The sequence below is a fragment of the Streptomyces sp. NPDC051320 genome, assembly GCF_040682175.1.
Lineage (GTDB): Bacteria > Actinomycetota > Actinomycetes > Streptomycetales > Streptomycetaceae > Streptomyces.
Map to the genome: position 1 here is coordinate 54174 of NZ_JBFBAL010000011.1, position 22615 is coordinate 76788.

A 22615-nucleotide genomic window follows, 5' to 3' on the forward strand; every position below is an offset into this window, starting at 1 on the left:
GACGCATCAGACCTTTCGCGAAGGCGATACGGACCGGGGCGATGACCAGCCGGTTGGCGAGTTCTTCCAGACGCGGAGAGCGGGCTGTTCGTGTTCACCGTTCCGCTGAGCGGCCACTTTGCGGCCTGCTGCCCTGGGAAGCCGACTGCGGCGCTGGTGCGGTGCAGCGCTCAACGGAGCCCGTCCCCTTCCCCCCGCAATGGGAGGAGGTAACCTCGTCAACAGTTACGGCAGATCAGGCTCTGCTGTCGCGGTTCCTGACGCCACGTCTTCGAGGACGAGGTCCGGAAGGATCGCAAGTCCCAGACTCTGAATATCCACGTTCGGGCTGGCTGCCTTCTCTGCGATGCGGGGCAGCCAAGAGACCAGCCGGTCCAGTGCAAGTACCAAGCCTTCTCGGTCGTCACTGAGCATGGCCGCCACAAGCGACACCACATCGGCACGGGAGCTGCCTGCTGGAGCCGGGAGAGCGGCCAGCCCTGAGAGTACGCGCTGGTCGCGAGTGCCACAGAGCGCTGCGAGGGCGGCGAGAGCGAATCGGGCAACGTCGCTCTCGTCTTCCCAGCGGGAGAGCAGTCTCGGCAGCTCGCTGCCGATGGCCCGCCGTGTCAGATATTCAGCTGCAGACTCCTCCCAGACACCCCCGAGTGCGGTGATGCGATCGGCCAGGGAGACTGCGGCTGCCGGCCCCGAAGCAGCAAGCCGCAACAGGTCGCCGAGCAGAACCAACCGGCTGCCGGGCGCGACATTGTCATCGCAGACCAGCTCCATGAGGAACGGGACAGCCTCGACGCTGGTGTCGGTGCAGGTGCCTTGGTGGGCCACAGCATCCGCCAGATCGCCGAGGAACTCGCCCGCTGACCCGTAGGGCTCGCCGAACGCGAACTCCTCATCGAGTAGCCACCCGACGGCCTCCGGAACGCCTTCCGCGCTGCCGTATATGCGCTCCGCGACCGCCACCACGGCCTGGACCAGCACTGCGGGCTCACCGACTTCACTGCTCTTCCACGGGGGTCCAGTTGGAGGTCGCGCGGGATCCTTGGGCAGGGGACTCGGGAGGGCGACGTTGGCGCCGGCGTCCTCATGGACCAGGCCGTTCCGTGTGAAGACTCCTTGGAGAGTCGCAGCGTGCCCTTCGCTGTACCCCTGCTGAAAACCGCCGTGGGCACGGGCTACCTGGGCCACTCGAATCCGTTCACTCAGAAAGAACGGCTCGAGAGCCATACGCTCGTACCCGCTGTAGATGGCCAGCGAGAAGACCTGCCACCACCCCTCCAGCTCGGGGTCCATCGACGGTTGGCCGTACCAGAAGCTCGACGGAACCAACCGGAAATGATCGTGGACGCGCACTGCCGTCAGATGGTGCCCCATTTCGGACAACTCGGCCGCGGCGGCGCGGGCAGCGCCCTCACTCGGAAGGCTCAGCGTGTACTGGACTCCCCAAGCGGGAGGTGCCGCGGTCATCAGCTGCACTGCCAGGTGAACATCGCCCGCTCGAAGCGCCGGTCGGCCAGATCCTCCGGGCGGATCAGCCAGTACAGGGCAACCACGGGGTGTTGTCCAGCCGCACGGTGCCGTCACCGAGGTCCACGGCCCACAGGCTCTCGACGCTCGCCGGCGGCCAGCCGTCATCGTCGATGTCCATCCGGAAGTGAACCTTCACATGGTCGTCACTGATGTTCGTCACGGCGCCATCATCCTCGCCACATACACGTGACCGGACGTGGGAGTGCGGACGGAAGAGGTCACCTGCTCCGGGCGGTGGCGACGGTGAACGTCGCGTCCTGGAGCAGCGCCAGGGCGACGGCGATGCCAGCCAGTTCATCGGCATCTCTTGAACTGCACAGGCGCTGTCAGTGGCCTCTGTCAGGATGCCCCGGTCAACATCGTGATCGGGAGAGAAGGGAGCTGTCCGGGCGTGGGCCGACCCGTGAGCGCTTTGGGCCTGGCCGGATGTGATGCTCGGGTGCGATGTGCGTTGGCAGCACTGCGGCCGCATCGGCATCCTGTCCACATGCTGATCAGGGAAGCTCATACCGGGGACTGGCCCGACATCTGGCCCTTCTTCCACAAGATCGTTGCCGCGGGTGAAACCTTCACCTATCCGATCGATCTCGGCGAGGAAGAGGGCCGTGACTGGTGGCTCCTGCCGGAGCCGAACCGTACGGTCGTCGCCGTCGACGACGCCGGAACGATCCTGGGCACGGCGAAGATGAACAACAACCACATGGGCAACAGCTCACATATTGCGAGCGCCAGTTACATGGTCGACCCGGCCTACTCCGGGCGGGGCGTGGGTCGGGCGTTGTGCGAGTACACGGTGGAGTGGGCACGGGCAGCGGGTTTCCGGGCGATGCAATTCAATGCTGTCGTTGAGACGAACGTGCATGCGGTGAAGCTGTATCGCTCCCTCGGCTTCGAGGTGCTGGGCACGCTGCCGGAGGGATTCCGGCATCCGGTGCAGGGCCATGTCGGGCTGCACATCATGCACCGCAGGCTCTGAGCCCCGGGAAATTCCGAGACAGGCATACGGTTTGGAACCGGCCACGTAGCGTTCGGAGCAGCGTCCCTGGACGCTGCTCCGAACGCTTTGCAGAGAGAGCTCCGGCCCTGTGGCACCTTGAGCCGGTGGCACGGCTCCGTTTGCTCTGGGAGCCCGTGAACGCCACGTGCCCGAGAGGTTCGCAGCATGGTTCGGGTGGGCCAGGGCGACAGCGGGTGGCCCCTGAGGTCCTGATGCGTCCGGTGTTTCTGCGGACGGTGAGACCAGCGTCCCACCGGCCCTCCAACAGGAGGTGCCGCACGACATCCGACCCCCTGCCCGGCAGCGCCATCACCCCGTTGTCGGGGAGGGTGAGGGTGCCGGTGTGATGGTGTCCGCGGGCGGGGTCAGGGCGACGACCGGTACTCCGGGCTGGGGAGGCGGTGGGGTGATCTGGTTGGCGGGGAGTTTCGGTGGGGTGGTCTCCTGGAAGTTGACCTGGTCGTAGTTGACCAGGCCGGTTTTCTCCAGCACGTTGATGTGGTCGAGGACAGTGTCGTTGGCCTGGTTGGCGAGTTGGCGGACCAGGGCGTTCCTGGTCGTGACGCGGATCTTGGCGATGGCCGGGAAGATCTGGCCGTGGGTGACCCGCAGGATGTTGGAGAGGTCGGTGTCGAATTGCTTGCCGTTGTCCGAGCTCAGGGTCGCCACGAATCCCTGCTGTTGCGGGGAAGCCTGATTGGGCAGGGTGATGCCCAACTGGGGTGCGATGGCCCGGCAGGTGGCGTCGAGGCCGGCGTGCCCGGTGACCAGATGCTCGCCGGCCGTGTGCACGGCCTTGGTCGTGCCCTTGGTCAGGGCCATCTCGCCGGCGGGGAACTCCCACAGACCGGCAGCGCGAACTTTGACGACGAAGTCCCGGTCGCCTTCGGTCAGCGGGCCGTACCGGGTGTTGGCGATCACGCGTGACGGGGAGCTGCTCGTGGTCTGCAGCCCGAGCACGGCGGGGTAGGCGAGGGCGGCGAGGGTCACCACCAGGCCGCCGCCCACGAGAACGGGCCCCGCCATGTTCCGTGACATGCGCATCGTGCCTCCTGGCATGGATCGGCCGCCCCGGTGCGACGTCCTGTCGACGCGTGTGCTGGGTCCGCCCGGGACGCTCTGGTCGCCTGGGAGTACGGATACGGCGGGCCGAGAAACCTATGCTCCTGGCAAAGAATGTGTTGGGGTGCCAGGCACGCACTCAGCGGATCTCGAGTTACCGAGGCACGCCGAGCGACGAGCCGGCGGAGGCGAAGCCCTCCCAGCCTGTGGCCCACCCGCGCCGGAACAAGGCCGCGGGCCGCCGGTCGGTGCGACAGCCGAATCGAGCCGAGCCGGGGCGGAGCGGTTGGAAGACCAGGAATGCCGTCCGGAGTACCGACCAGGGGAAGTCGCGGCCCATCGATGACGCGATCCTCCGTGGCAAGACGGATACACCGGCTCTGGACGGGGCGGGCGGCCTCCTGCAGGATGACCAGGCGCCCGAACGGGAACGGTCCATCGCCGGGCTCATCGATGTTCCAGCCGGCCGCGCAGCACGGTCTTCCCACCGAATGGAATTCGCCGTGCACCCCGGCCTGCCGGAGCAGCCGTACGGAGTCGACACCTACAACATGTTCCTGGGTAACGAGGTCTACCTGCTTGCGTGCCCGGACCACTGCGATCCGGCGGCGGTCTGGCCGGTGAACCAGAAGTGACCCGTTCGGGGGCTCGCTCCGACGGCGGTGACGTCAGCGTCGAGCGCGGCGACACCACTTCGACCAAGCGAGGTGGGGGGTGAACCGCACTGGCGATCACCCTTCCGCGGACGCCCCCGAGCCGGTCACCCATGGTCTGGCGCCCGGCCGGGACGCGCTGCTGCGGCTGGCCCGTACGGCGGAAAGGTAGCTGCGGGTGGAGGTCAGCGACACCCGGGGCGAGCGGCTGCCGGCCCCGCACACCGACCAGCCCGCTGATGCGGAGACGGGACGCGGGCCGATGCTGGTCGCTGTCCTTGCCGAGGACTGGGAGTGACCGCACCTAGGGGAGCGCCGTGGAAACCTCCGGGCTCTCCTGCGAACGGAACCCGCGTGATCCGGATACGCGAAAGCGCCCCGAGCCGCCCCCCGGGCACGGAGCAGCGGCTGCCTAGCGGTTGACGGCCTGGATCTCCTTGACTGTCACGTCCTGTTGATACGTCGAGAGTCCGTCCGGCAGGCTGGGCTGCCGCGGCGGTCCGTCGGGGTCGGCCGAGTCGGTCCAGGTCAACTTCCAGGTGATCGACGCCTTGAAGGGGTAGGTGCCCGAACCGGAGGAACGACGGTACGTGACGTTGCAGCCCGCATCCTTGCTGTTGACCGTGTACCCGCTCTTGCCCTTGACGAGGTCGTAGGTGCAGGTCTGCGGGTCCGCGTCGTCGGTACCGGCTTCGACTTTGAGCGCCACCGGGGTCGCGACGGTGGTCGCCGCCATCCGGACGCCCTTGTAGTTGATGGCGGCGGTCGTCCATACGCGGTCGAAGTCGCCCTTGAGCTTCACTCGCGTACCGAGGTTCACGATGAGGTGGTCCGCGTGGGGGCTCAACTCGACGGGCGGCGTGGGCAGCTTGGTCGAGTTGAACGCCAGTTCGGAGAGGATCTCCGGGGTCAGCTTGTTGGGGTCCGGCTGGGGGTCGGCCGGGGGAATCCAGATCTCCCAGTTGTCCGTAGTGACGGGGCACGCCTTGCTGTAGTTGTCATCACGGAACTTCACCTGCCACCACAGGCCCTTGTCGCCCTTGTGGTAATGCTCTCCGTCCCGCTTCATGGCGTAGCTCGCCGCCGGCTCTCCCGCACCCTTGTACGCGGTCTTGATGAACTTCTCGTACTCCTTCGACGAGTACATGGGCTCGTACCAGCAGACCGGGGCTTCCAGTTCACGTTCGACGAGGTGGCGGTCGTGGTGGAACCGCTCGAACCGGGGCTGCTCTGGCTGATGCGGATATGGGCACCGATGGTGCCTTTACCGGAATCGGCTCCGGCGTCCGGGGTCGGCTGCTTGGGCTCAACGCTCCCTTCATCGCCGCCGACCTGCGGATCACCCGCGTACGCCGGGTAGCTCATCCCCAGAGCCAGGACGATGCCCGTCACCGCAATCGTCTCAAGAAGCGGACGAGCAGCCCTTACCCCCATCACTGCACGCACGAGGCATCCCCCTTCTTCCAGCTCTGCTGCGTCACCTGCCAGTCACCGGCCGAGCCCTTGGACACCTGGAGCGTGTACAGGATGAAGTCCTTGTCGCTCGGCTTGGTGCGCAGCACCTTGTCCGTCTTGAGCTCCTTGCCGTACCCCTTGCGGGTCCTCGCAGTAACGAGCCGAGGCCGCCTTGGTGTTCGCGACATCCATGACCGCGAAGTCGAAGAACCGGTAGTCGCCCGTGACGGTGAGACCTTCCTTCTTGACCTTCGCGACGCGATCAGCCCAATCGGTGCGGGCGTAGGCCGCGAAGTAACGGTTCATGTTGGTGGTCTGACCGTCCCCCTTGGCGAAGCCCTCAAGGCGGGCCTCAACCGAGTACGCCACATCCCGCAGAATCGCGTCCTTGGTCGAGTTGCCGGTCGACTTCTTGTCGACGGTCACCTTGATGTCCGACGGAAGGTCGAAGGTCGGCGCGTTCTTCTCGGCTGAGGCTGAGGCTGAGGCAGAGGCGGACGACGTGGGCGACTTCGCCTCGCCGGTATCCGCGCCTGCGATCTTGTCCTTCCCGGAGCCGGATGAATCGCTGCTGCAACTGGTGAGCGTGAGCGTGGCAGCAGCCACGAGGCAGGCCAGGGCCGTCCGCCGTCTCGTGGTCAGCATGTATATGCCCCAAGGGTTAGGCGATCGGCGTGTCCGGTGACGATGGTAGGGGAAGCGCAGCGCGGGCAAGATCGTTCGCCCGGAGCTTTGCAGCTCCGAAGCCGCCTTCGACGGGAGAGTTCGCCGGAGGTACCCACCGCCCCAGGGGAAGCAGTTGGGCATCCGCCGTTCACTGTCACGAAGCGTCAACTTTTGCCCAACCGTGGCGCGTGCCATGTCGCTACGATCGCTGGCCTACGTAAGTTAGTTCGGTTGACGTGCGTGTAGTCGTATCAGGGGCGGTTGTTGTGTCTGATCTGGCGAAGGATGCTGCGTCGATGGCGAAGGGGTCGGCGGGGTTGCGGGGGGCGCCACATCACACGGCGAAGCCGTTGCACGATTTCAAGGCCGCATCCCATGACTTGTCGGCGTTGGGTGCGCTGGGTTCGCTGTTCAAGGCGACGGGTGACATCCGTGACGGCATGAACACCCTGTCCACCTTGACGACCAGCCTGAATGAGGAGTGGAACGCGGAGGCGAAGCTACTCGGTGAGGTCTCCGATGCCTTCGATCTGCTCGACATTCTGCTGAGTGCGGCCGCCCGCGCGAAGAAGGGCTGAGTCCGGTGGTGGATCTGAACCCGCTGCACTGGATCAGCAAGGCCAACCACGCCTTCGGTTCCACCATGGCCAGCGGTCTGGAGTTCCTCGGTATCACCGACCCGGCCGTGGACCCCGACGGGGTCCGGGAGATCGCGAAGCACTGGCGGGCCCTGGCCAAGGGCCTCGACGAAGCCGGTCATGCCGCAGAGCTGGCCCTGTCCGATGTGACGTGGGAGGGCGAGACTGCCAAGGCGTTCTCCAAGCGCGCCAAAACGATGCGGAAGCACGCCACCGACATGGCGCACTCGCTGCGTGACGGTGCCACCGCACTGGACAAGTTCGCGGACGAGGCGCATGAGCTGATCACGCAGATCGGTGTGATGCTTGCGGAGATCGCCGAGTTCGAGATAGCCGGTCTGGCCCTGTCCGTCCTGACCGCGGAGTAATCGTCAAGACCTGTGGATGGGGTGGGTTGTCGCCTCGCGTTGCGCCGCGGTCGCGCCGAGGGGGAGCTTCGTCACTCCGCAGGCCGTGGCCCCTCAAGCGAAGTCTGCTGCGGTGATGCCGTCGGGATGTCCGGACGGCCACTCCACCAACTCGATCCGGTAACCATCCGGGTCCGTGAGCCACGACGTCTTCGGGCCGTGAGGGCCGCCCGGGTACTGGAGGGGTTCGGGTCCCAGGCCGGCTTCGGTCAGCGTCTCCAGGGTGGTGGCGAGCCTCTCCACCTGGATCGCGAGGTGGTCGAAACCGCTGCCCACGTCGACCGGTCCGTGGCCGGGGCGGTGGACCAGTTCGAGCGAGGCCGCCGGTTCGTCGGGGAACTTGAGGATCACGAGGCGAGCCCCGTCGCCGCCCTCGATGCTGCCCAATTCGGCGTAGCCTAAGGCGGTGTAGAACCCGAGCGAGCGGTCCAGGTCGGTGACGCGGTAGGAGACGAAGAGCGTCTTCACGCGGCCTCGTCGGGTCGACGCACCCGGTAGCGGAGATGCGTCACGTCTCGATCCTCGAGCCGTCGGACGAGGTCGAGTTCGATGTGATCACTACCCAGGTGGTCGAACAGCCGTCGGCCCTCCCCGAGGAGGACCGGAACCAGGTGGATCTCCATCTCGTCCACCTGCCCGGCTCGCAGAAGTGCTTGGGCGGCCCCCGCCCCATGGACCATGACGCCCCGGTCCCCTGCGGCTGCGCGAGCCTGACGGGCGCAGTCCTCGACATCGGTGACGAAACGCGCGTGCCCGGGTGGCACGTCCCCGTCATCCACCTGGTGGGTGAGGACGAAGATCGGCACGCCGTCGTGGTGGTCGCCCTGCCAGCGCCCGGCGAGTTCGAAGGTCCGACGGCCGGAGATCACCGCGCCGGTCGCCAGCGCTTCGCGGTAGACCTGGCCGCTCGGACCGTCGGACTCCCGGTCGTCGAGCCAGTTGAAGAGCCGTCCACCGTCGCGCCCGAGCTCCTGCCCTGGCCGATCGTCCGGGCCGGCAATATAGCCGTCGAGCGACATCGACATGTACAGCCGAACCGGATTGTTCATCCTGGCCTCCATCTCTCCTCCATGACACCGGGATCCGTCGTTTCCTGATCCGCCGACGGGGCGGGAATGCCACAAGGAAGACTTCAGGCAACCGGCAAACTCATCGGCCCGACGCGCCGGCCTGCTGCCGGGCTGAGGGGGCAGGGGTCATGACCTGCGGATCAATTGCGGTCGTTCAGGCCGCGTGGCTCTCGGAGCGTTCGACGAGGCGGCCGCGCTCGAAGCGGGCTCCAGCACGGACCAGGGCGACGAGGTGGGGTGCGTTCACGGCCCGCCACCGCTGCTGAGCGGACTCGACGAGCTTGAAGACCATGGCCAGGGCGGCGGCCGCGCTGCCGGCGCCCCGGGTGACCTTGGTCCGCAGCCGAACGGTGGCAAAAGTCGACTCAATCGGGTTCGTGGTGCGCAAGTGGATCCAGTGCTCGGCGGGGAAGTCGTAGAAGGCCAGCAGCTCGTCCACGTCGTCGGTGATCTTCTTGACGGCCTTGGGGAACTTCGCGCCGTAGGTCTTGGCGAACGCGGTCACGGCCCTTTGTGCATGGTCGCGGTCCTCGGCGTTGTATATCTCCTGTAGGGCCTTCTTCGCGCCGGGCTGGGCGGACTGCGGCAGGGCGTTCGCAACATTGGCGATCTTGTGAACCCAGCACCTTTGATGGCGGGTTTCGGGGAACACCTCGGCCAGGGCCTTCCAGAAGCCGAGTGCGCCGTCGCCGACGGCGAGGACGGGAGAGCGCATGCCGCGGCGGGCGCAGTCGCGCAGGAGATCCGCCCATGAGTCGGCGGATTCGCGGTAGCCGTCGCTCATGGCGATCAGCTCCTTGGTGCCGTCGGCGCGCACGCCCATCAGGACCAATACGCACGACTTCGCCTCGCGCAGGCGGATGCGCAGGTGGATGCCGTCGGCCCAGACGTAGACGTAGTCGCTGCCGGACAGGTCGCGCTCGCCGAACGCGCCGTGGTCGGCCTGCCACTGCTGGGTGAGGCGGGTGACCGTGGCCGCCGACAGGCCGGCTGTGGAGCCGAGAAGACCCGCCTGTCTCGCAAGCCCGACACGTGGCGCTTCACGTGGGATGCGGAGGACCGTCTCGTCTCGGCAGCCACCCCGGACGGAATTCGCTGGAGTTATACCTACGACCCACTGGGCCGACGGATCACGAAGCAGCGCCTGTCTGCGGATGGCACGACGGTAGTTGAGCGGATCGAATTCACTTGGGACGGCAGCACGCTCTGCGAGCAGACATCTGTCTCAGCCGAGTTGCCGAACACGGTCACCCTTACCTGGGACCACAAGGATCTACGCCCAATTACCCAGACGGAACGCATTACCACCGGTGGTATAGAGCCTGAAGACATAGATTCTCGGTTCTTCGCCATCATCACTGATCTGCTCGGAACCCCCAGTGAATTGCTCGACGAACACGGCGATGTTGCCTGGCACACCCGCGCCACTCTATGGGGTTCGACGACGTGGGCAGCGAGCAGCGCCGCGTACACACCGCTTCGTTTCCCGGGACAGTACTTTGACCCGGAGACTGGCCTTCACTACAACTACTTCCGCACCTACGACCCCGAAACCGCCCGCTACCTCAGCCCCGATCCCCTCGGACTTACACCAGCCCCCAACCCCACTGCATATGTCCGTAACCCGCTAATCATGGGTAGACCCACTCGGGCTCGCACCATGTGCCCCTCCCGATGCAGCACACCAGGGCGACGGTGCAGGAAACGTCTGGGCGAGCGATTTGAGCCACGTAACAGGAAGAACGGCTCGATCCAGGAATCGTGCAATCGACGCAATAATCAGGCGCGACTTTCCGAATCTTAAGTTCACACACAAGCCACGATATAGCCCGTGGGCGAACACTGGAATGGCAAAACCGAACGCTGGAACACAAATCGGATATAAACGTTTCTCGAGCAGCAACGACTTGCGGAATACTATCGTGCACGAGGAGCTCCACCATCGATGGTTCGCACGCCAAATTCCCGGCAGTACTCACCATTCCCGGGATGGGTCAGGGAATTCTGACCGATTTTACGCCGTGGTGGATAGATATTTGAATATGCGAGGTTTGGTAATGATCGAGCAAGCAACTAAACGCACTGCAGAATGCTCCAACTGTGGAGGGGCCTGTGAAGGTTGGGTAATTCAGATTTCTGAGAAAGGCAGGTTGCGCTGGGAGATCGAATGGTCTTGCGATGTCTGCGGAATTTCGCATGATGGTGGCTGGGGACCGGCACCCGAGCATATCCGCCAAGCCCTTATTTCCGATCACGGTATTTCTTGCATTCGCATTTCGGCGGCAACTGCCCACAGGGGGAAGGTACTGAAGGCTTTCCGTGAGGCCTTGGGCGTCCCAATCCAGGAAGCGAATGCTTTGGCGAAAGAGCTCGCAGCAACAGGGTGGCAAGGGACTCAGGTAGAGACTTCCCTGATCGCGGAACTCCTTCAAGCATCTGACATTGCCGTTCAAGAGTGCGATCGGGGGCTGGGTGATCAGTGAATCAAATCGGTGGACCGACTCGACCATGCCCACCGATAGAGATGGCCTGTAAGGGATCCCGAGCGGAATGATCCTCAGATTCCGTACGGCAACGCGTGCGTACGGCAGGCGGACGGAGCACGCCCGCCCTACGGCGCCGCACCGGATCGCACCGCGAAGCGTCATGTCCCGGCTGCTCCGGACGTGCTCAGCCGGAACCCCCGGGACGTTCTCGTTCGCCGTCCGCGCCCGTGCGCCGAGCTGGCAGGATGGAGGGGTTGTGCAGCGGGCTGCGGGTGACCGGTCGGCTTCGCTGCGTGTCCGACTGGGGCGGCCGGGTGTGATGGCATGGGGAGCAGGAGCGGCTGATCACCCGGGCCATGGACGAGGGCGGCCGGGTGGAGGCCGGCAGCCACCAGCTGAAGACCGTAAAACGCATCGTGGAGCCCCTGGAGCTCGGCATCGTCCACGACGGTCCGCTGGTGCTGCGGGCCGACTGGCGTACCCGTATCAACCAGGCCGCTGCGCAGCACCAGGAGCGCGGAGACCTCTCCGTCGAGGACATCCGCGGCTGGATCACCAAGGACTTCGGATACAGCGGTGTCGACAAGCAGACCGCGAACGTCCTGATCGCCGCGTACGCCCTGCTCGACGACCGGGCCTGGGTGTTCCACTCCGGCCCCGAGACGGCTGCCCCCGAACTCGCCGAGATCGGCCCCGGCTGGGCGCTGCGTTCAACAGCAGCTGCCCAGCGATGACGCGTACGCCCGCGCCCGGGAACGTGCCGGACGGCTCTTCGGCACCCGCGCCAAACCCGCCCTGTCCGCGCGGAACATCAACAAGCTCGCCGCGGACGTCCGCGCCAAGCGACGGACGCGAGGGAGCCCGCGGCCGGTGGGAGATCAGCGACATCGCCAAGTTCTCCGACCTGCTGAACGTGGCCCGGGACTACGGCCACGGCCATGTCCTGGACCGCACTCCGCGCGGCCACCAGCAGACGGAAGCCGATGACGTTGGCGGTCAAGTGGCGCATGACACTGCCGCGGACCAGTCCGGCGGTGAAGTGAGTAGCCGTACTCATGCCGGACGGTCGGCCCCGGCAGGAGAATGGCTCGCTGGGTCGTACGACGGCAGGGAGGGCGTCGTGAGCAAGGTCGTGGGCGCGTTCGTGATTACCGGGGCGCCAGTGGTGGCGCTGGTCGTGGTGTACGCGGTGGGGGCGCCGCCAGGGTTCGTACTGGGGGTGGGGGCGGGCGTGTTGGGGCTGCTCTGGCTCCTGGTCCTGCGAACGGCGCCCTGGAACCTGTACTTCCGGGCGCACGCGGTGACAGCCGAGATCGCACGCAGCCGGGAGAAGGGTCTTACGGTCTCGAAGGAACGGGATGGCGAAGCCGACCGGATCGAGCGGACGATGTCTGCGCATCGCCGTCGCGGGACATTTGGTCACGACGGCTGCAGTAGTCGCGGCCACGCTCACGACCGGACGCGAGGCGGGCTACTGGTTCTGCGAGGGACAGACGTATGTGACCCGCCTCGGCTTGATCTACTCGGCCAAGCCCGCCGGTGTGCAGACCGAGCTGGTGCGCCGCTGCCGGACCAATGGCCCGCTGGAGCACTTCGACTCCAACTCGAAGACCTGTGAGGGCCAGGACAGCGAGGGCATCCTGGGCTACGCGCTCAGCTGACCCTGTACGGGGGCGGGTGCGTACGGGCTGCGGCGGGACGGATCACGTGCTGCCCGTACGGCACCGCCGCCGACGCCGCTGCATTGTGCTGCACAGGCCCAGGCCAGTGCGGCCGGGATTCTCGTATGGTCGGAGCCGACGGCCCCCCAGTCGTCGCCCTCCGGCCGTTCGGGAGACCTCGTGAGCATCGCCTACACGGATATCACCGCCGCCCTCGCCCGTACCCATGGCCGCACCCGGCCGGTGACGTTGTCGCCCCCGGAACGCGGGGCGGACTTCGCCGGGGCGGAGGGGTTTTTTGCCTACGAGTTCGTGCAGCACACCGGGTCGTTCAAGGCGCGCGGCGCGGCGAACTTCGTCGGGGCGCACGCGGGGGCGGGCACGCTGCCGGAGGCAGGCATCGTCATCGCCAGCGGCGGGAACGCGGGTCTCGCGTGCGCCTGGGCGGCGCGGCAGTACTCCGTGCCGGCCACCGTGTTCCTGCCGGAGACCGCCCCCGCGGTCAAGGTGGCCCGGCTGCACGCCCTTGGCGCGCGGATCCGTCAGGTGGGCAGCGAATACGCCGAAGCCCTGGAGGCCTCGCGGAAATACGCGGCCGAGACCGGCGCGCTGGAGAGCCACGCCTACGACCACCCGCTGATCGCCGCCGGGGCCGGCACCCTCCTGGAGGAGATCCGCGCGGCGAGCCCCGGCGTGGACACCGTCGTGGTCGCGGTCGGCGGCGGAGGCCTCTTCACCGGGGTCACGGTCGCCGCGCACCAGCACGGCATCCGGGTCGTCGCCGTCGAACCGGCGGACTGCCGCGCGCTGAACGCGGCGCTGGCAGCGGGTGCGCCGGTCGACGTGCCGGTGCGCTCGGTGGCGGCGGACTCGCTGGGCGCCCGTCGGGTCACCCCGATGGCGCTGGAGTGGGCGGGGCGCGCCGACGCGGTCTCCGTGCTCGTCTCCGACGACGCGATCATCGCCGCCCGCGAAGCCCTGTGGGAACAGCGCCGGCTCGCCGTCGAACATGCTGCGGCAACCGCCTTCGCCGCGCTCCGTACCGGGGCCTACGCTCCGGCGGCCGGGGAGAAGGTCTGCGTCGTGCTGTGCGGCGCGAACACGGGGCTGGGCGATCTCGGCAACCGGAGTTAGGCGTTTCGCCCGGCGGGCGAACACCCGTTCGGAGACTGGTGGTTGGCCCCGGATACGCTGAGCTCCTCCCGCCCGCGACCGCCACCCCGAGGAGCTTCCCGTGACTGCCGGTATGGACAGACCTCCGATCGACACCAGCAAACCGCACCCGGCACGCGTATACGACTGGTTGCTGGGCGGGAAGGACAACTACCCCGTCGATCAGCGGCTCGCGGAGACGCTGCCGCCGCAGGCGCGGGGGATCGCGGCGCGGAATCGGGCCTTCATGCAGCGGGCGGTGAGCTGGCTGGCGGGTCGTGGGGTCGACCAGTTCCTGGACATCGGTACGGGAATCCCGACCGCGCCGAATCTGCACCAGATCGTCCAGGCCATCACGCCGTCGGCCCGGGTCGTCTACGCCGACAACGATCCCATCGTGCTGCGGCATGCGGAGGCGCTGCTGGTCAGCAGCCCCGAGGGGGCCACCGACTACGTCCAGGCGGACGTGCGTGAGCCGGAGGCAATCCTGGAGCGGGCCCGTGAACTGCTCGACTTCAGCAGGCCGATCGCGCTGTCGCTGATCGCGCTGATGCACTTCCTGCCCGACGACCAGGACCCGTACGGGATCACCCGCACCCTGGTGGGGGCGTTGCCGCCGGGCAGCTATCTGGTGTTCTCGCACGGCACGGCCGACCAGCATCCGGAACTCGAGCAGGCGACCAAGGACGCCTACAAGGACGGCGCCATCTCACTGCGGATGCGCACCCGCGCGGAGGTGGAACGGTTCTTCGAGGGGCTGGAGCTGGTGGAGCCGGGGCTGGTGCCTGCCGTGGAGTGGTACCAGGACGAGCCGGCACCGAAGGACGAACTGAGCGGCTTCTACGTCGGAGTCGGCCGCCGGGCGGGCTGAATCCACCCCGCTGCCGCGCCCCGGGTGCCGGGTGCGGGTGCCGGGCTGTCGGGGGCTTCAGCCGCCGGTAGGGCCTTCGTTGCGGTCGCGGACCGAGTCGGCGGCGTCCTGGCCGACATCGCGCAGATCACGCGTGGCGTCCTGACCGGCGCTGCGGGCCTGCTCCTTGGAGGTGCGGGCCGCGTCCTGGGCGGCGGATCTGACGGACTCCGCGGCTTCGGCGGCCGGTTGACGGAGGTCCTCCCCGATTTCCTGGGCGGTCTGCTTCGCGGGCTGCAGGAGTTCGTCCGAGTGCTCCCGGAGCCGTTCGCCGACCCGTTCTTCGGCCTTGGACGCCGGGAGCAGCGCGGCAGCGAGCATGCCCGCACCGAAGGCGATGATGCCGGCTGCGACCGGGCTGCCCTCGGTGCGTTCCCTGATGCGTTCCGGAGCCTGCTGGGCGGCGCCGGTCGCCTGGCCGGTCGTGTCCTTGACCGTCTCGCCGATCCGTTCGGCGGCCTGCCCCGAGGTATCGGCCACCCCTTGCGCGGCGTCGGCCACTCCGCGTGCGGTGTCCGCCAGGCCGTCCCGGGTGTCGTACGCCGAACCCATGACGCGCTCCTTCACTCCGGTCATCCGGTGGCGTGCCGCGCCCGCCCTGCGCCGTGCCGCGTGAGCCTTGCGGCGCGCGACGTTCCGTGGAGCCACTCGGTCCGCCAACAGGTCGACATTACGGGCGAGATGCGCCCGGGTGTCTTCCACGTCGTGCCTCAGCTCATCGGGTTGCGTGCCCATCGGGCGTCCTCCTTCAGTGTTTCCATGGTCTGCTCCGGCTTGAGATTGACGCTGCGCATGCGCTTGCGGCCGGTGACGAAGAGCACCGCTGCCGCGACCGCCCACACTCCGGCGATGATCAGCGCCGCCCAGGCCAGATCGACCACGTGCGCGAGACCGAAGACGGCGGCGAAGCTGGCGACCACCATCAGCAGATGGCCCGCGTAACCGGCCCCGGCGAGCATGCCGGCGGCCTTTCCCGCCTTGGCCGACTCCTCCTTGAGCTCGACCTTGGCCAGTTCGATCTCGTCGTGGACCAACTGCGAGAGGTCCTTGCTGATGTCACCGACCAGGTCGCCTATCGAGGGCCCGGCCGCAGAACCGTCGGGCGAAACGCGCGCGGGATCAGGGGCCGGCGGGGGCTGTGAGACGTGCGGGGGCCGCGGGTGCGCGCCGGTTGCCACGCGCTCCGAGTAGGACGTAGCCACGGCTCAACTCCCTTGCGGTCGCTGGGGGTACTCGTACGACGGGGCGGCGACGGGCGGCGGCGCCAGGACGGGTCCGGGTGCGGGCCGCCGAGCGCGAGCGGTGTCCTCCGGCCAGGGCGCGGCGCGGTGGGCGCCGGTACCGCCGGTGGAGGCACGGGAGCCGTCGCCGTCCGAGCCGGCCGCGCCGACCCCCTTTCCGGCCCGCGCGACGGCGAAGCCGGCCAGGGCCGCCCCGGCCAGGAACACTCCGGGCCGGCGCCGCGCGAAGCCCTGCAGGTCGCTGAGCAGGCCCTCCGGCCCACGGCTCTCCAGCTTGGCGGCCGCCTGCTGGCCGCCGTCGGCGATCTTGCGTACTGCTTTGGCCGCGGAGGAGTCCGGCTCGCCGCTGTCGCTCATCCGGCCCAGTTCGTCCGCGAGCCGGCGCACGTTGCCGGCCAGCCGCTGGGTCTGGGAGTCGGCCTGGTCCTGGAGCTGACTGCGTACCTCGCTCACCAGGTTCCCGGCCTGCGCGGCTGCCTCGTTCGCGACGCCGGCTGCTTGTTCCTTGGCCGTGTCGGTGACCGCGGTGGCCTTGTCGCTCACCACCTGGGCGCCCTCGGCTGCCTTGTCCTGAGCCGTTTTCGCTGCGGCCGCCGTTGTGCTGCGGTCCGGGCGGCCGGCTTCGTCGAAGTCACTCAAGGTTCCTCCTACGGGTATGGCATGGATCCCGTGCCCGGTGCGCTGCCTTCGGTCGGAAGGGAAGCGAGCGATGAGACCGAACATACGGGGCGAGTAGCCATATGGAGGGAGGAAAACCTCTTTCAGCTCGCGTGGTGCACCGGCCTCTCCATCACGGCCTTCCGGCGGTGGCCTTTCTCGGCGGGACCAGGGACTTCGCGTAACAGAGGCTGCTCTCGTACTCGCGGTAGTGGCCGAACTTCGCGCTCGGGGTGTAGCCGCTGGAGACGTACAGCGCGATCGCCTCCGGCTGCTTGTCGCCGGTCTCCAGCACCATCCGGGTGCGGCCGGCCGCTCGGGCGCTCTCCTCCAGAGCGGCCAGTATCCGCCGGGCGAGGCCGAGGCCGCGGGCCTCGGGGACCACGTACATCCGCTTGATCTCCGCGTCGCCCGGTGAGTATCCGTAGTCGCCCGCCGCGTCCTGGTTGCGCCAGCCGCCGGTGGCCACCGGCCGGTCGTCCGCGTCGTACGCGAGCAGGTAGAGCCCGGACGGCGGGTCGAACATGGTGGCGTCGAGCGGGGTGATGTCGCCGTCGTCGCCGTAGCGCTCGGCGTATTCGAGCTGGACCTGGTCGTTCAGTTTGACGGCGTCGGGGTGGTCGTAGCGGACCGGACGGATATTCATACGGGATAGCATATATCTATGCGGTGGGCTGAGTGGCTGGGCGTGTGTCGGTAGGGTGCCGTGGTGCTCACCGTGACGACTGTAAACGTGAATGGCCTGCGCGCCGCCGCCAAGAAGGGTTTTGTGAAGTGGCTGGCGCTGACCTCCGCCGATGTGGTCTGCCTCCAGGAGGTCAGGGCCGAGCCCGGGCAGTTGGCCCCCGCGGTGCGGGAGCCGGAGGGCTGGTTCACGCTGCACGCGCCGGCGGCCGCCAAGGGTCGCGCGGGTGTCTCGCTGTATTCACGGCGTGAGCCGGACCAGGTGCGGACCGGATTCGGCAGCGAGGAGTTCGACGGGTCGGGGCGGTACGCCGAGATCGACCTGCCCGGCGTCACGGTCGCCAGCCTGTATCTGCCGTCCGGCGAGGTCGGCACCGAGCGGCAGGAAGAGAAGACCAGGTTCATGGCGGAGTTCCTGCCGTATCTCCAGGGGCTCCGGGAGCGGTCTGCGGCGGACGGCCGTGAGGTGGTGGTCTGCGGAGACTGGAACATCGCCCACCGGGAGGCCGACCTCAGGAACTGGCGCGGCAACCGGAAGAACGCCGGCTTCCTGCCCGAGGAGCGGGAGTGGCTGACCCGGGTCCTCGACAGCGGTGAGGGGGCTTACGTCGACGTGGTGCGGGCGATGCACCCGGGCGTCGACGGACCGTACTCGTGGTGGTCGTACCGCGGGCGCGCCTTCGACAACGACACGGGATGGCGCATCGACCTCCAGGTCGCGACGGCCGGCCTCGCGGCCAGGGCGGTCAAGGCCTGGGTGGAGCGCGCCGCCACGCATGAGGAGCGGTGGAGCGACCACGCGCCGGTGACCGCCGTCTACGACCTCTGAGAGCTTTCGCGCTCCGCCCGGACCTGCCGGTCCATCGCCATGGACAACTCCGCCTCGACGACGTCCTTGGCCAGGGGGCGCAGCCGCGCCATGGCCTCCTCGAACTCGGTGTCCGGCAGATGCGCGTGGATCAGATCGGTGAAGAGGCGGGTGAGCGCCTCGGTGTGCTCCCGCACCCGGTGACCGGCGGCGAGTACCGAGGCCAGTGGTACGCCCTGGGTGACCAGGGCGGCCGACACCTCGAGCAGCCGGCGGCTGATGTGGATGATCTCGTCGCCGTCCGTCGCCAGGTAGCCGAGGTTCAGTGCGGTGGCGAGGTTCTCCGCCGTGACCTCGCCCTCGAAGTAGTCGGCCAGTTGCTCGGGGGTGAGGCGGACCGGCTCCTCCTCCGACCAGGTGGGTGCCTCGGACGCCGCCAGGCCGAGCAGCTGCCCCACGTCGCGGCCGCTCTCGAAGGCGGTGGCCAGATCGGCGATGCCGCTGAGGGTGTGGCCGCGTTCCAGCAGTGCCGCGATGGTGCGCAGCCGGGCCAGGTGATGCTCGTCGTACCACGCGATGCGCCCCTCCCGGCGGGGCGGCGGGATCAGCTTGCGCTCGCGGTAGAAGCGCAGGGTGCGCACGGTGATGCCGGCCTCCTTGGCCAGCTCTTCCATGCGGTACTCGCGCCCTGCTCTCTCCGCTGCCACGTCGGAAAGCCTATGTCGTACCTCCGGTAACTTTCGCTCCGCCCACCCCTACCCATCAGTACGGGGGTGCTCTACTCTCCCAACAGTGCCAGTGATTGCTGGCGGAGTTGGGGCTTTGCGGGAGGCAGCAGCATGGACCGGTACGAGCACGTGCGAGCGGCGGTGATCGGATCCGGATTCGGCGGCCTGGGAGCCGCCGTCCGGTTGCGCCGCGAGGGGATCACCGACTTCGTCGTCCTGGAACGGGCCGCCTCCGTCGGCGGGACCTGGCGCGACAACAGCTACCCGGGGTGCGCCTGCGACGTGCCGTCCCACCTGTACTCCTTCTCCTTCGCGCCCAACCCCGACTGGCCGCGCACGTTCTCCGGGCAGCCGCACATCAGGGCGTACCTGGAGAACGTCGCCGACACCTTCGGACTGCGACCGCACATCCGCCTCGGTCATGAGGTGCTGGAGATGCGGTGGGACACCGCCGAGCTGCGCTGGGAGATCGAGACCTCGCAGGGCACCCTCACCGCCGACGTGGTCGTCTCGGCCACCGGACCGCTCTCGGACCCGAAGATCCCGGAGATCCCCGGACTGGCCGGGTTCGACGGCAAGGTCTTCCACTCCGCGCAGTGGGACCACGACTACGACCTGCGCGGCAAGCGCGTCGCGATGATCGGGACCGGTGCTTCCGCGATCCAGATCGTGCCCGCCATCCAGCCCGAGGCCGGCCGGCTGACGCTCTTCCAGCGGACCCCGCCCTGGGTGATGCCGCGGATGGACCGCGCCATCAGCGGCGCCGAGCGGTGGCTGCACGACAAGGTCCCGGTCACCGCCGCGGCACGCCGACGGCTCCTCTGGGGCATCCGGGAGCTGCAGGTCGGCGCGTTCACCAAGCACCCCAACGAACTCGGGCTCATCGAGTCCATCGGCAGGTCCAACATCCGCCGCTCCATCAAGGACCCGGCACTGCGGGCCAAGCTCACCCCCTCGTACCGCATCGGCTGCAAGCGCATCCTGCTGTCGAGCACGTACTACCCGGCGCTCGCCCGCCCGAATGTGGACGTCGTCGCCTCCGGGCTCAAGGAGGTGCGGGGCAACACCCTGGTGGCGTCCGACGGCACCGAGACCGAGGCGGACGTGATCATCTTCGGTACCGGCTTCCATGTCACCGACATGCCGATCGCCGAACGCGTGGTGGGCGCCCAGGGTGTCACCCTCGCCGAGGCGTGGAAGGACGGCATGGAGTCACTGCGCGGCGCGACCGCGGCCGGCTTCCCCAACTGGATGACGATCATCGGTCCGAACACCGGTCTCGGGAACTCCTCGATGATCCTGATGATCGAGTCCCAGCTGAGCTATCTCGCCGACTACATGCGGCAGTTGAACGTACTGGGCGGGCGCGCGGCGCTGGACCCCCGGCCGGCCGCGGTGAGCGCGTGGAACGAACGGGTGCAGCAGCGGATGCAGCGGACCGTCTGGAACACCGGCGGCTGCACCAGCTGGTACCTCGACGCAAACGGACGCAACACCACCATCTGGCCGGGCACCACGACCGAGTTCCGCCGGGCCACCCGGGAGGTGGACCTCGGGGAGTACCAGGTGATCAGGCCGGTGCCCGCGGGCGCCGGGATCGCGGACCGCGCCGCTGACAAGGAGGCGGTGTGAGTACCGCGGCGCGGCAGCTGACCGCGACGTCCGCCGACGGTTCGCGGGTCCATGTCGAGGTGTACGGGCCGCAGGACGCCCCCGCGGTGGTGCTCGCGCACGGCTGGACCTGCTCGACCGAATTCTGGCGCGCCCAGATCGGGGAGCTCTCGGCCGATCACCGGGTGGTGGTGTACGACCAGCGGGGACACGGGCGTTCACCCCGCGCGGCCCGCGCGGGACACAGCACGGACGCGCTGGCCGACGACCTGGAGGCGGTGCTCGCCGCGACGCTCGCGCCGGGCGAGCGGGCCGTACTCGGCGGGCACTCGATGGGCGGGATGACCATGATGGCCGCCGCCGGACGGCCCGGGTTCCGGGAGCACGCCGCCGCGGTGCTGCTCTGCAGTACCGGCGCTTCCCGGCTGCTGGCCGAGTCGGTCGTCGTACCGATACGGGCCGGGCGGCTGCGGACCCGGCTGACCCGCACGGTGCTCGGGGCGCGGGCTCCGCTCGGGCCGGTCACCGCCGTGTCGAAGCGGATCCTCCAGTACGCGACGATGGGCCCCGGTTCGGCCGCCGACCGGGTCGCCGAGTGCGCCCGGATCGTACATGCCTGCCCGCGGGCGACCCGGGTGGCCTGGTCGCACGTGCTCGCCGAGCTGGATCTGGAAGCGGGCGTACGGGAGTTGCGGGTACCGACCGCGGTGATCGTCGGTACGGCTGACCGGCTCACCCCGCCCGTCCATGCCCGCGCGCTGGCCGCGGCGCTGCCGGACAGCCTGGGCCTGACCGAACTGACCGGCGTCGGGCACATGTCACCGGTGGAGGCCCCCGAAGCGGTCAGTGCCCGGCTGCTGGAACTCGTCGACACCTATGTACGCGCGGAGAACAAGGAGGCGGCGGTATGAGCAGGAACAGTCTGGAGGGCCAGGTCGCGGTCATCACCGGCGCGGCCCGCGGGGTGGGCGAACTGCTGGCCCGCAAGCTCTCCGCGCGCGGCGCCCGGGTCGCACTGATCGGCCTGGAACCGGATGAGTTGAAGGCCGTCTCGGATCGGCTGCACACCGAGAGCGATCACTGGCATGCCGACGTCACCGACCAGGCGGCGATGGCGCGGGTGGCGCAGGAGGTCAAGGCGCGGTTCGGCAAGGTCGACATCGTCGTCGCCAACGCGGGTGTCGCCACCGGCGGGCCGCTGGTGGACTCCGACCCGGACGCCTGGCGGCGGGTCATCGAAGTCAACCTGGTGGGCGGCGCGGTGACCGCACGGGCCTTCCTCCCGGTGCTGATGGAGAGCCGCGGCTACTTCCTGCAGATCGCCTCGCTGGCCGCGATCACACCCGCCCCGATGATGTCCGCGTACTGCGCGTCCAAGTCCGGGGTGGAGGCCTTCGCGCACTGTCTGCGGGCCGAGGTCGGATACAAGGGCGTGCGGGTGGGCGTCGGTTACCTGTCCTGGACGGACACCGACATGGTGCGCGGCGCCGACCAGGACGAGGTGATGCGGGAGTTGCGGCAGCGGCTGCCCTGGCCGACGAACCGCACCTACCCGCTGGGGCCGGCCGTCGACCGGATCGTGGCGGGCATCGAACGGCGCTCCGCGCATGTGTACGCGCAGTGGTGGCTGCGCGGGATGCAGTCCGTCCGGGGCTACTTGCCGTCGGTCATCGGGGTGGTCGGACAGCGCGAGATGCGCCGCTTCGAACCACGGCTGGCGGGGGTCGCCCGGGGGCTGGTGGGCGCCGGGGGAGCGGCGGACGAGAAGGCGCGCACGGAGGGTTAACTTCCGAAATGCGCTGCATGTCCGCTCGTGTAACTCTGGTCGAGGTCAGTCGGCTCCACGCCGCTGACCTCCCCATACGCCACTAGGAGCGAATCTCATGGGCATGAAGGACCAGTTCAAGAACAAGCAGCAGGAGCTCGCCGACCAGGCCAAGAAGTCCGGCGGCCGGATGAAGGACGAGAAGTCCGGGCGTCCGGAGCGGTCTTCGCGGGCGGATGACGCGGCGCGTGAGCGGGGCGAGGGCATGCAGGACCGCATGCGGGACGAGGGCGAGGGCATGCAGGAGCGGATGCGGGACGAGTTCGACTCCTGACCCGCCGGGTCCGCGTGTTGAGGCGTTCCCCCTTCGGGGGGTGCGCCTCTTCGCCTGCCGCGCCGCTGCGGGGCTCCGCCCCGGACTCCGGCCTCAAGCGCCG

The 22615-nt window shown here is 68.4% G+C and carries 27 protein-coding genes and 2 pseudogenes; 15 read left to right on the forward strand and 14 right to left on the reverse strand.

From position 1 onward, the window contains the following. Positions 1–225 precede the first annotated feature (225 nt). The 3 genes from AB0M87_RS23685 to AB0M87_RS23695 form a co-directional block, all read right to left on the reverse strand. Entirely contained in the window at positions 226–1290 is a 1065-nt protein-coding gene (locus AB0M87_RS23685; protein ID WP_365856065.1) for a hypothetical protein, read from the reverse strand. Positions 1291–1463: 173 nt separating this feature from the next. Next, positions 1464–1550, reverse strand: coding sequence for a DUF1963 domain-containing protein (locus AB0M87_RS23690; protein WP_365856440.1), 87 nt, complete (start codon positions 1548–1550; stop codon positions 1464–1466). Then, positions 1529–1687 (reverse strand): hypothetical protein, encoded by a 159-nt coding sequence (locus tag AB0M87_RS23695; RefSeq protein ID WP_365856067.1) that lies wholly within the window; start codon positions 1685–1687, stop codon positions 1529–1531. Before AB0M87_RS23695 ends, AB0M87_RS23690 begins: the two co-directional genes overlap by 22 nt. Before the next feature lie 327 nt (positions 1688–2014). Here AB0M87_RS23695 and AB0M87_RS23700 point away from each other — a divergent pair, with 327 nt between their 5' ends. Then, entirely contained in the window at positions 2015–2503 is a 489-nt protein-coding gene (locus AB0M87_RS23700; protein ID WP_365856069.1) for a GNAT family N-acetyltransferase, read from the forward strand. Positions 2504–2833: 330 nt separating this feature from the next. Here the strand turns inward: AB0M87_RS23700 and AB0M87_RS23705 are convergent, their stop codons facing one another. Next, positions 2834–3568 (reverse strand): DUF4142 domain-containing protein, encoded by a 735-nt coding sequence (locus tag AB0M87_RS23705; protein ID WP_365856071.1) that lies wholly within the window; start codon positions 3566–3568, stop codon positions 2834–2836. Between the two features lie 509 nt (positions 3569–4077). Between AB0M87_RS23705 and AB0M87_RS23710 the strand changes: the two genes are divergently transcribed. Next, positions 4078–4221, forward strand: a complete 144-nt coding sequence (locus tag AB0M87_RS23710; protein WP_365856073.1) for a hypothetical protein — start codon at positions 4078–4080, stop codon at positions 4219–4221. 430 nt (positions 4222–4651) lie between these two features. On the opposite strand, the gene AB0M87_RS23715 is transcribed toward AB0M87_RS23710, so the two are convergent. Continuing rightward, on the reverse strand, positions 4652–5386 hold the full coding sequence (locus AB0M87_RS23715) for a hypothetical protein (protein ID WP_365856075.1): 735 nt from the start codon (positions 5384–5386) through the stop codon (positions 4652–4654). A 341-nt stretch (positions 5387–5727) separates the two neighbouring features. Further along, complete coding sequence (locus AB0M87_RS23720; protein WP_365856077.1) at positions 5728–6300, reverse strand: hypothetical protein; 573 nt, start codon at positions 6298–6300, stop codon at positions 5728–5730. Between the two features lie 356 nt (positions 6301–6656). Here AB0M87_RS23720 and AB0M87_RS23725 point away from each other — a divergent pair, with 356 nt between their 5' ends. Together AB0M87_RS23725 and AB0M87_RS23730 are read left to right on the forward strand one after the other, a co-directional pair. Next, positions 6657–6938: a hypothetical protein gene (locus AB0M87_RS23725; RefSeq protein ID WP_365856079.1), complete on the forward strand. Its 282-nt coding sequence runs from the start codon at positions 6657–6659 to the stop codon at positions 6936–6938. 5 nt (positions 6939–6943) lie between these two features. Continuing rightward, positions 6944–7366 (forward strand): hypothetical protein, encoded by a 423-nt coding sequence (locus AB0M87_RS23730; RefSeq protein ID WP_365856081.1) that lies wholly within the window; start codon positions 6944–6946, stop codon positions 7364–7366. Between the two features lie 93 nt (positions 7367–7459). Here the strand turns inward: AB0M87_RS23730 and AB0M87_RS23735 are convergent, their stop codons facing one another. The 3 genes and pseudogenes from AB0M87_RS23735 to AB0M87_RS23745 all read right to left on the reverse strand — a co-directional run. Beyond that, positions 7460–7873, reverse strand: coding sequence for a VOC family protein (locus AB0M87_RS23735; protein WP_365856083.1), 414 nt, complete (start codon positions 7871–7873; stop codon positions 7460–7462). Next, a complete protein-coding gene (locus AB0M87_RS23740; protein ID WP_365856085.1) occupies positions 7870–8454 on the reverse strand; it encodes a dihydrofolate reductase family protein in 585 nt (194 codons plus the stop codon). The genes AB0M87_RS23735 and AB0M87_RS23740 overlap by 4 nt, the downstream gene beginning before the upstream one ends. Before the next feature lie 175 nt (positions 8455–8629). Further along, positions 8630–9478 (reverse strand): annotated as a pseudogene (locus tag AB0M87_RS23745) (IS256 family transposase); the annotation flags it as partial. On the opposite strand from AB0M87_RS23745, the pseudogene AB0M87_RS23750 reads away from it, so the two are divergent. The 6 genes and pseudogenes from AB0M87_RS23750 to AB0M87_RS23775 form a co-directional block, all read left to right on the forward strand. Further along, positions 9476–10526 (forward strand): annotated as a pseudogene (locus AB0M87_RS23750) (RHS repeat-associated core domain-containing protein); the annotation flags it as partial. The pseudogenes AB0M87_RS23745 and AB0M87_RS23750 overlap by 3 nt on opposite strands. A gap of 6 nt (positions 10527–10532) precedes the next feature. Then, positions 10533–10958, forward strand: a complete 426-nt coding sequence (locus tag AB0M87_RS23755) for a hypothetical protein (protein ID WP_365856462.1) — start codon at positions 10533–10535, stop codon at positions 10956–10958. 359 nt (positions 10959–11317) lie between these two features. Continuing rightward, entirely contained in the window at positions 11318–11695 is a 378-nt protein-coding gene (locus AB0M87_RS23760) for a hypothetical protein (RefSeq protein ID WP_365856087.1), read from the forward strand. 624 nt (positions 11696–12319) lie between these two features. Further along, the gene (locus AB0M87_RS23765) at positions 12320–12622 is read left to right on the forward strand and encodes a hypothetical protein (protein WP_365856089.1); all 303 of its coding nucleotides are present in this window, start codon (positions 12320–12322) and stop codon (positions 12620–12622) included. A gap of 180 nt (positions 12623–12802) precedes the next feature. Continuing rightward, positions 12803–13756 (forward strand): serine/threonine dehydratase, encoded by a 954-nt coding sequence (locus AB0M87_RS23770; RefSeq protein ID WP_365856091.1) that lies wholly within the window; start codon positions 12803–12805, stop codon positions 13754–13756. A gap of 100 nt (positions 13757–13856) precedes the next feature. Continuing rightward, positions 13857–14645, forward strand: a complete 789-nt coding sequence (locus tag AB0M87_RS23775) for an SAM-dependent methyltransferase (RefSeq protein ID WP_365856093.1) — start codon at positions 13857–13859, stop codon at positions 14643–14645. Between the two features lie 57 nt (positions 14646–14702). On the opposite strand, the gene AB0M87_RS23780 is transcribed toward AB0M87_RS23775, so the two are convergent. From AB0M87_RS23780 to AB0M87_RS23795, 4 genes are all read right to left on the reverse strand, one after another. After that, on the reverse strand, positions 14703–15419 hold the full coding sequence (locus tag AB0M87_RS23780) for a DUF3618 domain-containing protein (RefSeq protein ID WP_365856095.1): 717 nt from the start codon (positions 15417–15419) through the stop codon (positions 14703–14705). Beyond that, on the reverse strand, positions 15395–15886 hold the full coding sequence (locus AB0M87_RS23785; protein WP_365856097.1) for a phage holin family protein: 492 nt from the start codon (positions 15884–15886) through the stop codon (positions 15395–15397). Before AB0M87_RS23785 ends, AB0M87_RS23780 begins: the two co-directional genes overlap by 25 nt. Before the next feature lie 3 nt (positions 15887–15889). After that, positions 15890–16564, reverse strand: a complete 675-nt coding sequence (locus AB0M87_RS23790; protein WP_365856099.1) for a hypothetical protein — start codon at positions 16562–16564, stop codon at positions 15890–15892. A 151-nt stretch (positions 16565–16715) separates the two neighbouring features. After that, positions 16716–17228 carry a GNAT family N-acetyltransferase gene (locus AB0M87_RS23795; RefSeq protein ID WP_365856101.1) on the reverse strand — a complete coding sequence of 171 codons (513 nt, stop codon included), beginning with the start codon at positions 17226–17228 and terminating at the stop codon, positions 16716–16718. A 63-nt stretch (positions 17229–17291) separates the two neighbouring features. Here AB0M87_RS23795 and AB0M87_RS23800 point away from each other — a divergent pair, with 63 nt between their 5' ends. Then, complete coding sequence (locus tag AB0M87_RS23800) at positions 17292–18095, forward strand: exodeoxyribonuclease III (protein WP_365856103.1); 804 nt, start codon at positions 17292–17294, stop codon at positions 18093–18095. Here AB0M87_RS23800 and AB0M87_RS23805 read toward each other — a convergent pair. Next, positions 18083–18748 (reverse strand): MerR family transcriptional regulator, encoded by a 666-nt coding sequence (locus AB0M87_RS23805; RefSeq protein ID WP_365856442.1) that lies wholly within the window; start codon positions 18746–18748, stop codon positions 18083–18085. The genes AB0M87_RS23800 and AB0M87_RS23805 overlap by 13 nt on opposite strands. A gap of 165 nt (positions 18749–18913) precedes the next feature. On the opposite strand from AB0M87_RS23805, the gene AB0M87_RS23810 reads away from it, so the two are divergent. The 4 genes from AB0M87_RS23810 to AB0M87_RS23825 all read left to right on the forward strand — a co-directional run bounded on the left by AB0M87_RS23810 (position 18914) and on the right by AB0M87_RS23825 (position 22512). Next, positions 18914–20434 carry an NAD(P)/FAD-dependent oxidoreductase gene (locus AB0M87_RS23810; RefSeq protein ID WP_365856105.1) on the forward strand — a complete coding sequence of 507 codons (1521 nt, stop codon included), beginning with the start codon at positions 18914–18916 and terminating at the stop codon, positions 20432–20434. Then, on the forward strand, positions 20431–21324 hold the full coding sequence (locus tag AB0M87_RS23815; protein WP_365856107.1) for an alpha/beta fold hydrolase: 894 nt from the start codon (positions 20431–20433) through the stop codon (positions 21322–21324). Before AB0M87_RS23810 ends, AB0M87_RS23815 begins: the two co-directional genes overlap by 4 nt. Next, the gene (locus AB0M87_RS23820) at positions 21321–22199 is read left to right on the forward strand and encodes an SDR family oxidoreductase (RefSeq protein WP_365856109.1); all 879 of its coding nucleotides are present in this window, start codon (positions 21321–21323) and stop codon (positions 22197–22199) included. The genes AB0M87_RS23815 and AB0M87_RS23820 overlap by 4 nt, the downstream gene beginning before the upstream one ends. Positions 22200–22296: 97 nt before the next feature. Then, positions 22297–22512: a hypothetical protein gene (locus tag AB0M87_RS23825; RefSeq protein WP_365856111.1), complete on the forward strand. Its 216-nt coding sequence runs from the start codon at positions 22297–22299 to the stop codon at positions 22510–22512. Positions 22513–22615: the final 103 nt, after the last annotated feature.

Bases quoted from the DNA above. Each gene is read 5' to 3' on its own strand.
- AB0M87_RS23685 (WP_365856065.1), bottom strand. From the start codon at position 1,290: ATGGACCCCGAGCTGGAGGGGTGGTGGCAGGTCTTCTCGCTGGCCATC.
- AB0M87_RS23700 (WP_365856069.1), top strand. From the start codon at position 2,015: ATGCTGATCAGGGAAGCTCATACCGGGGACTGGCCCGACATCTGGCCC.
- AB0M87_RS23705 (WP_365856071.1), bottom strand. From the start codon at position 3,568: ATGCGCATGTCACGGAACATGGCGGGGCCCGTTCTCGTGGGCGGCGGC.
- AB0M87_RS23710 (WP_365856073.1), top strand. From the start codon at position 4,078: ATGGAATTCGCCGTGCACCCCGGCCTGCCGGAGCAGCCGTACGGAGTC.
- AB0M87_RS23715 (WP_365856075.1), bottom strand. From the start codon at position 5,386: ATGTACTCGTCGAAGGAGTACGAGAAGTTCATCAAGACCGCGTACAAG.
- AB0M87_RS23725 (WP_365856079.1), top strand. From the start codon at position 6,657: ATGGCGAAGGGGTCGGCGGGGTTGCGGGGGGCGCCACATCACACGGCG.
- AB0M87_RS23740 (WP_365856085.1), bottom strand. From the start codon at position 8,454: ATGAACAATCCGGTTCGGCTGTACATGTCGATGTCGCTCGACGGCTAT.
- AB0M87_RS23755 (WP_365856462.1), top strand. From the start codon at position 10,533: ATGATCGAGCAAGCAACTAAACGCACTGCAGAATGCTCCAACTGTGGA.
- AB0M87_RS23760 (WP_365856087.1), top strand. From the start codon at position 11,318: ATGGACGAGGGCGGCCGGGTGGAGGCCGGCAGCCACCAGCTGAAGACC.
- AB0M87_RS23765 (WP_365856089.1), top strand. From the start codon at position 12,320: ATGGCGAAGCCGACCGGATCGAGCGGACGATGTCTGCGCATCGCCGTC.
- AB0M87_RS23780 (WP_365856095.1), bottom strand. From the start codon at position 15,419: ATGGGCACGCAACCCGATGAGCTGAGGCACGACGTGGAAGACACCCGG.
- AB0M87_RS23795 (WP_365856101.1), bottom strand. From the start codon at position 17,228: ATGAATATCCGTCCGGTCCGCTACGACCACCCCGACGCCGTCAAACTG.
- AB0M87_RS23805 (WP_365856442.1), bottom strand. From the start codon at position 18,748: ATGGAAGAGCTGGCCAAGGAGGCCGGCATCACCGTGCGCACCCTGCGC.
- AB0M87_RS23810 (WP_365856105.1), top strand. From the start codon at position 18,914: ATGGACCGGTACGAGCACGTGCGAGCGGCGGTGATCGGATCCGGATTC.
- AB0M87_RS23820 (WP_365856109.1), top strand. From the start codon at position 21,321: ATGAGCAGGAACAGTCTGGAGGGCCAGGTCGCGGTCATCACCGGCGCG.
- AB0M87_RS23825 (WP_365856111.1), top strand. From the start codon at position 22,297: ATGGGCATGAAGGACCAGTTCAAGAACAAGCAGCAGGAGCTCGCCGAC.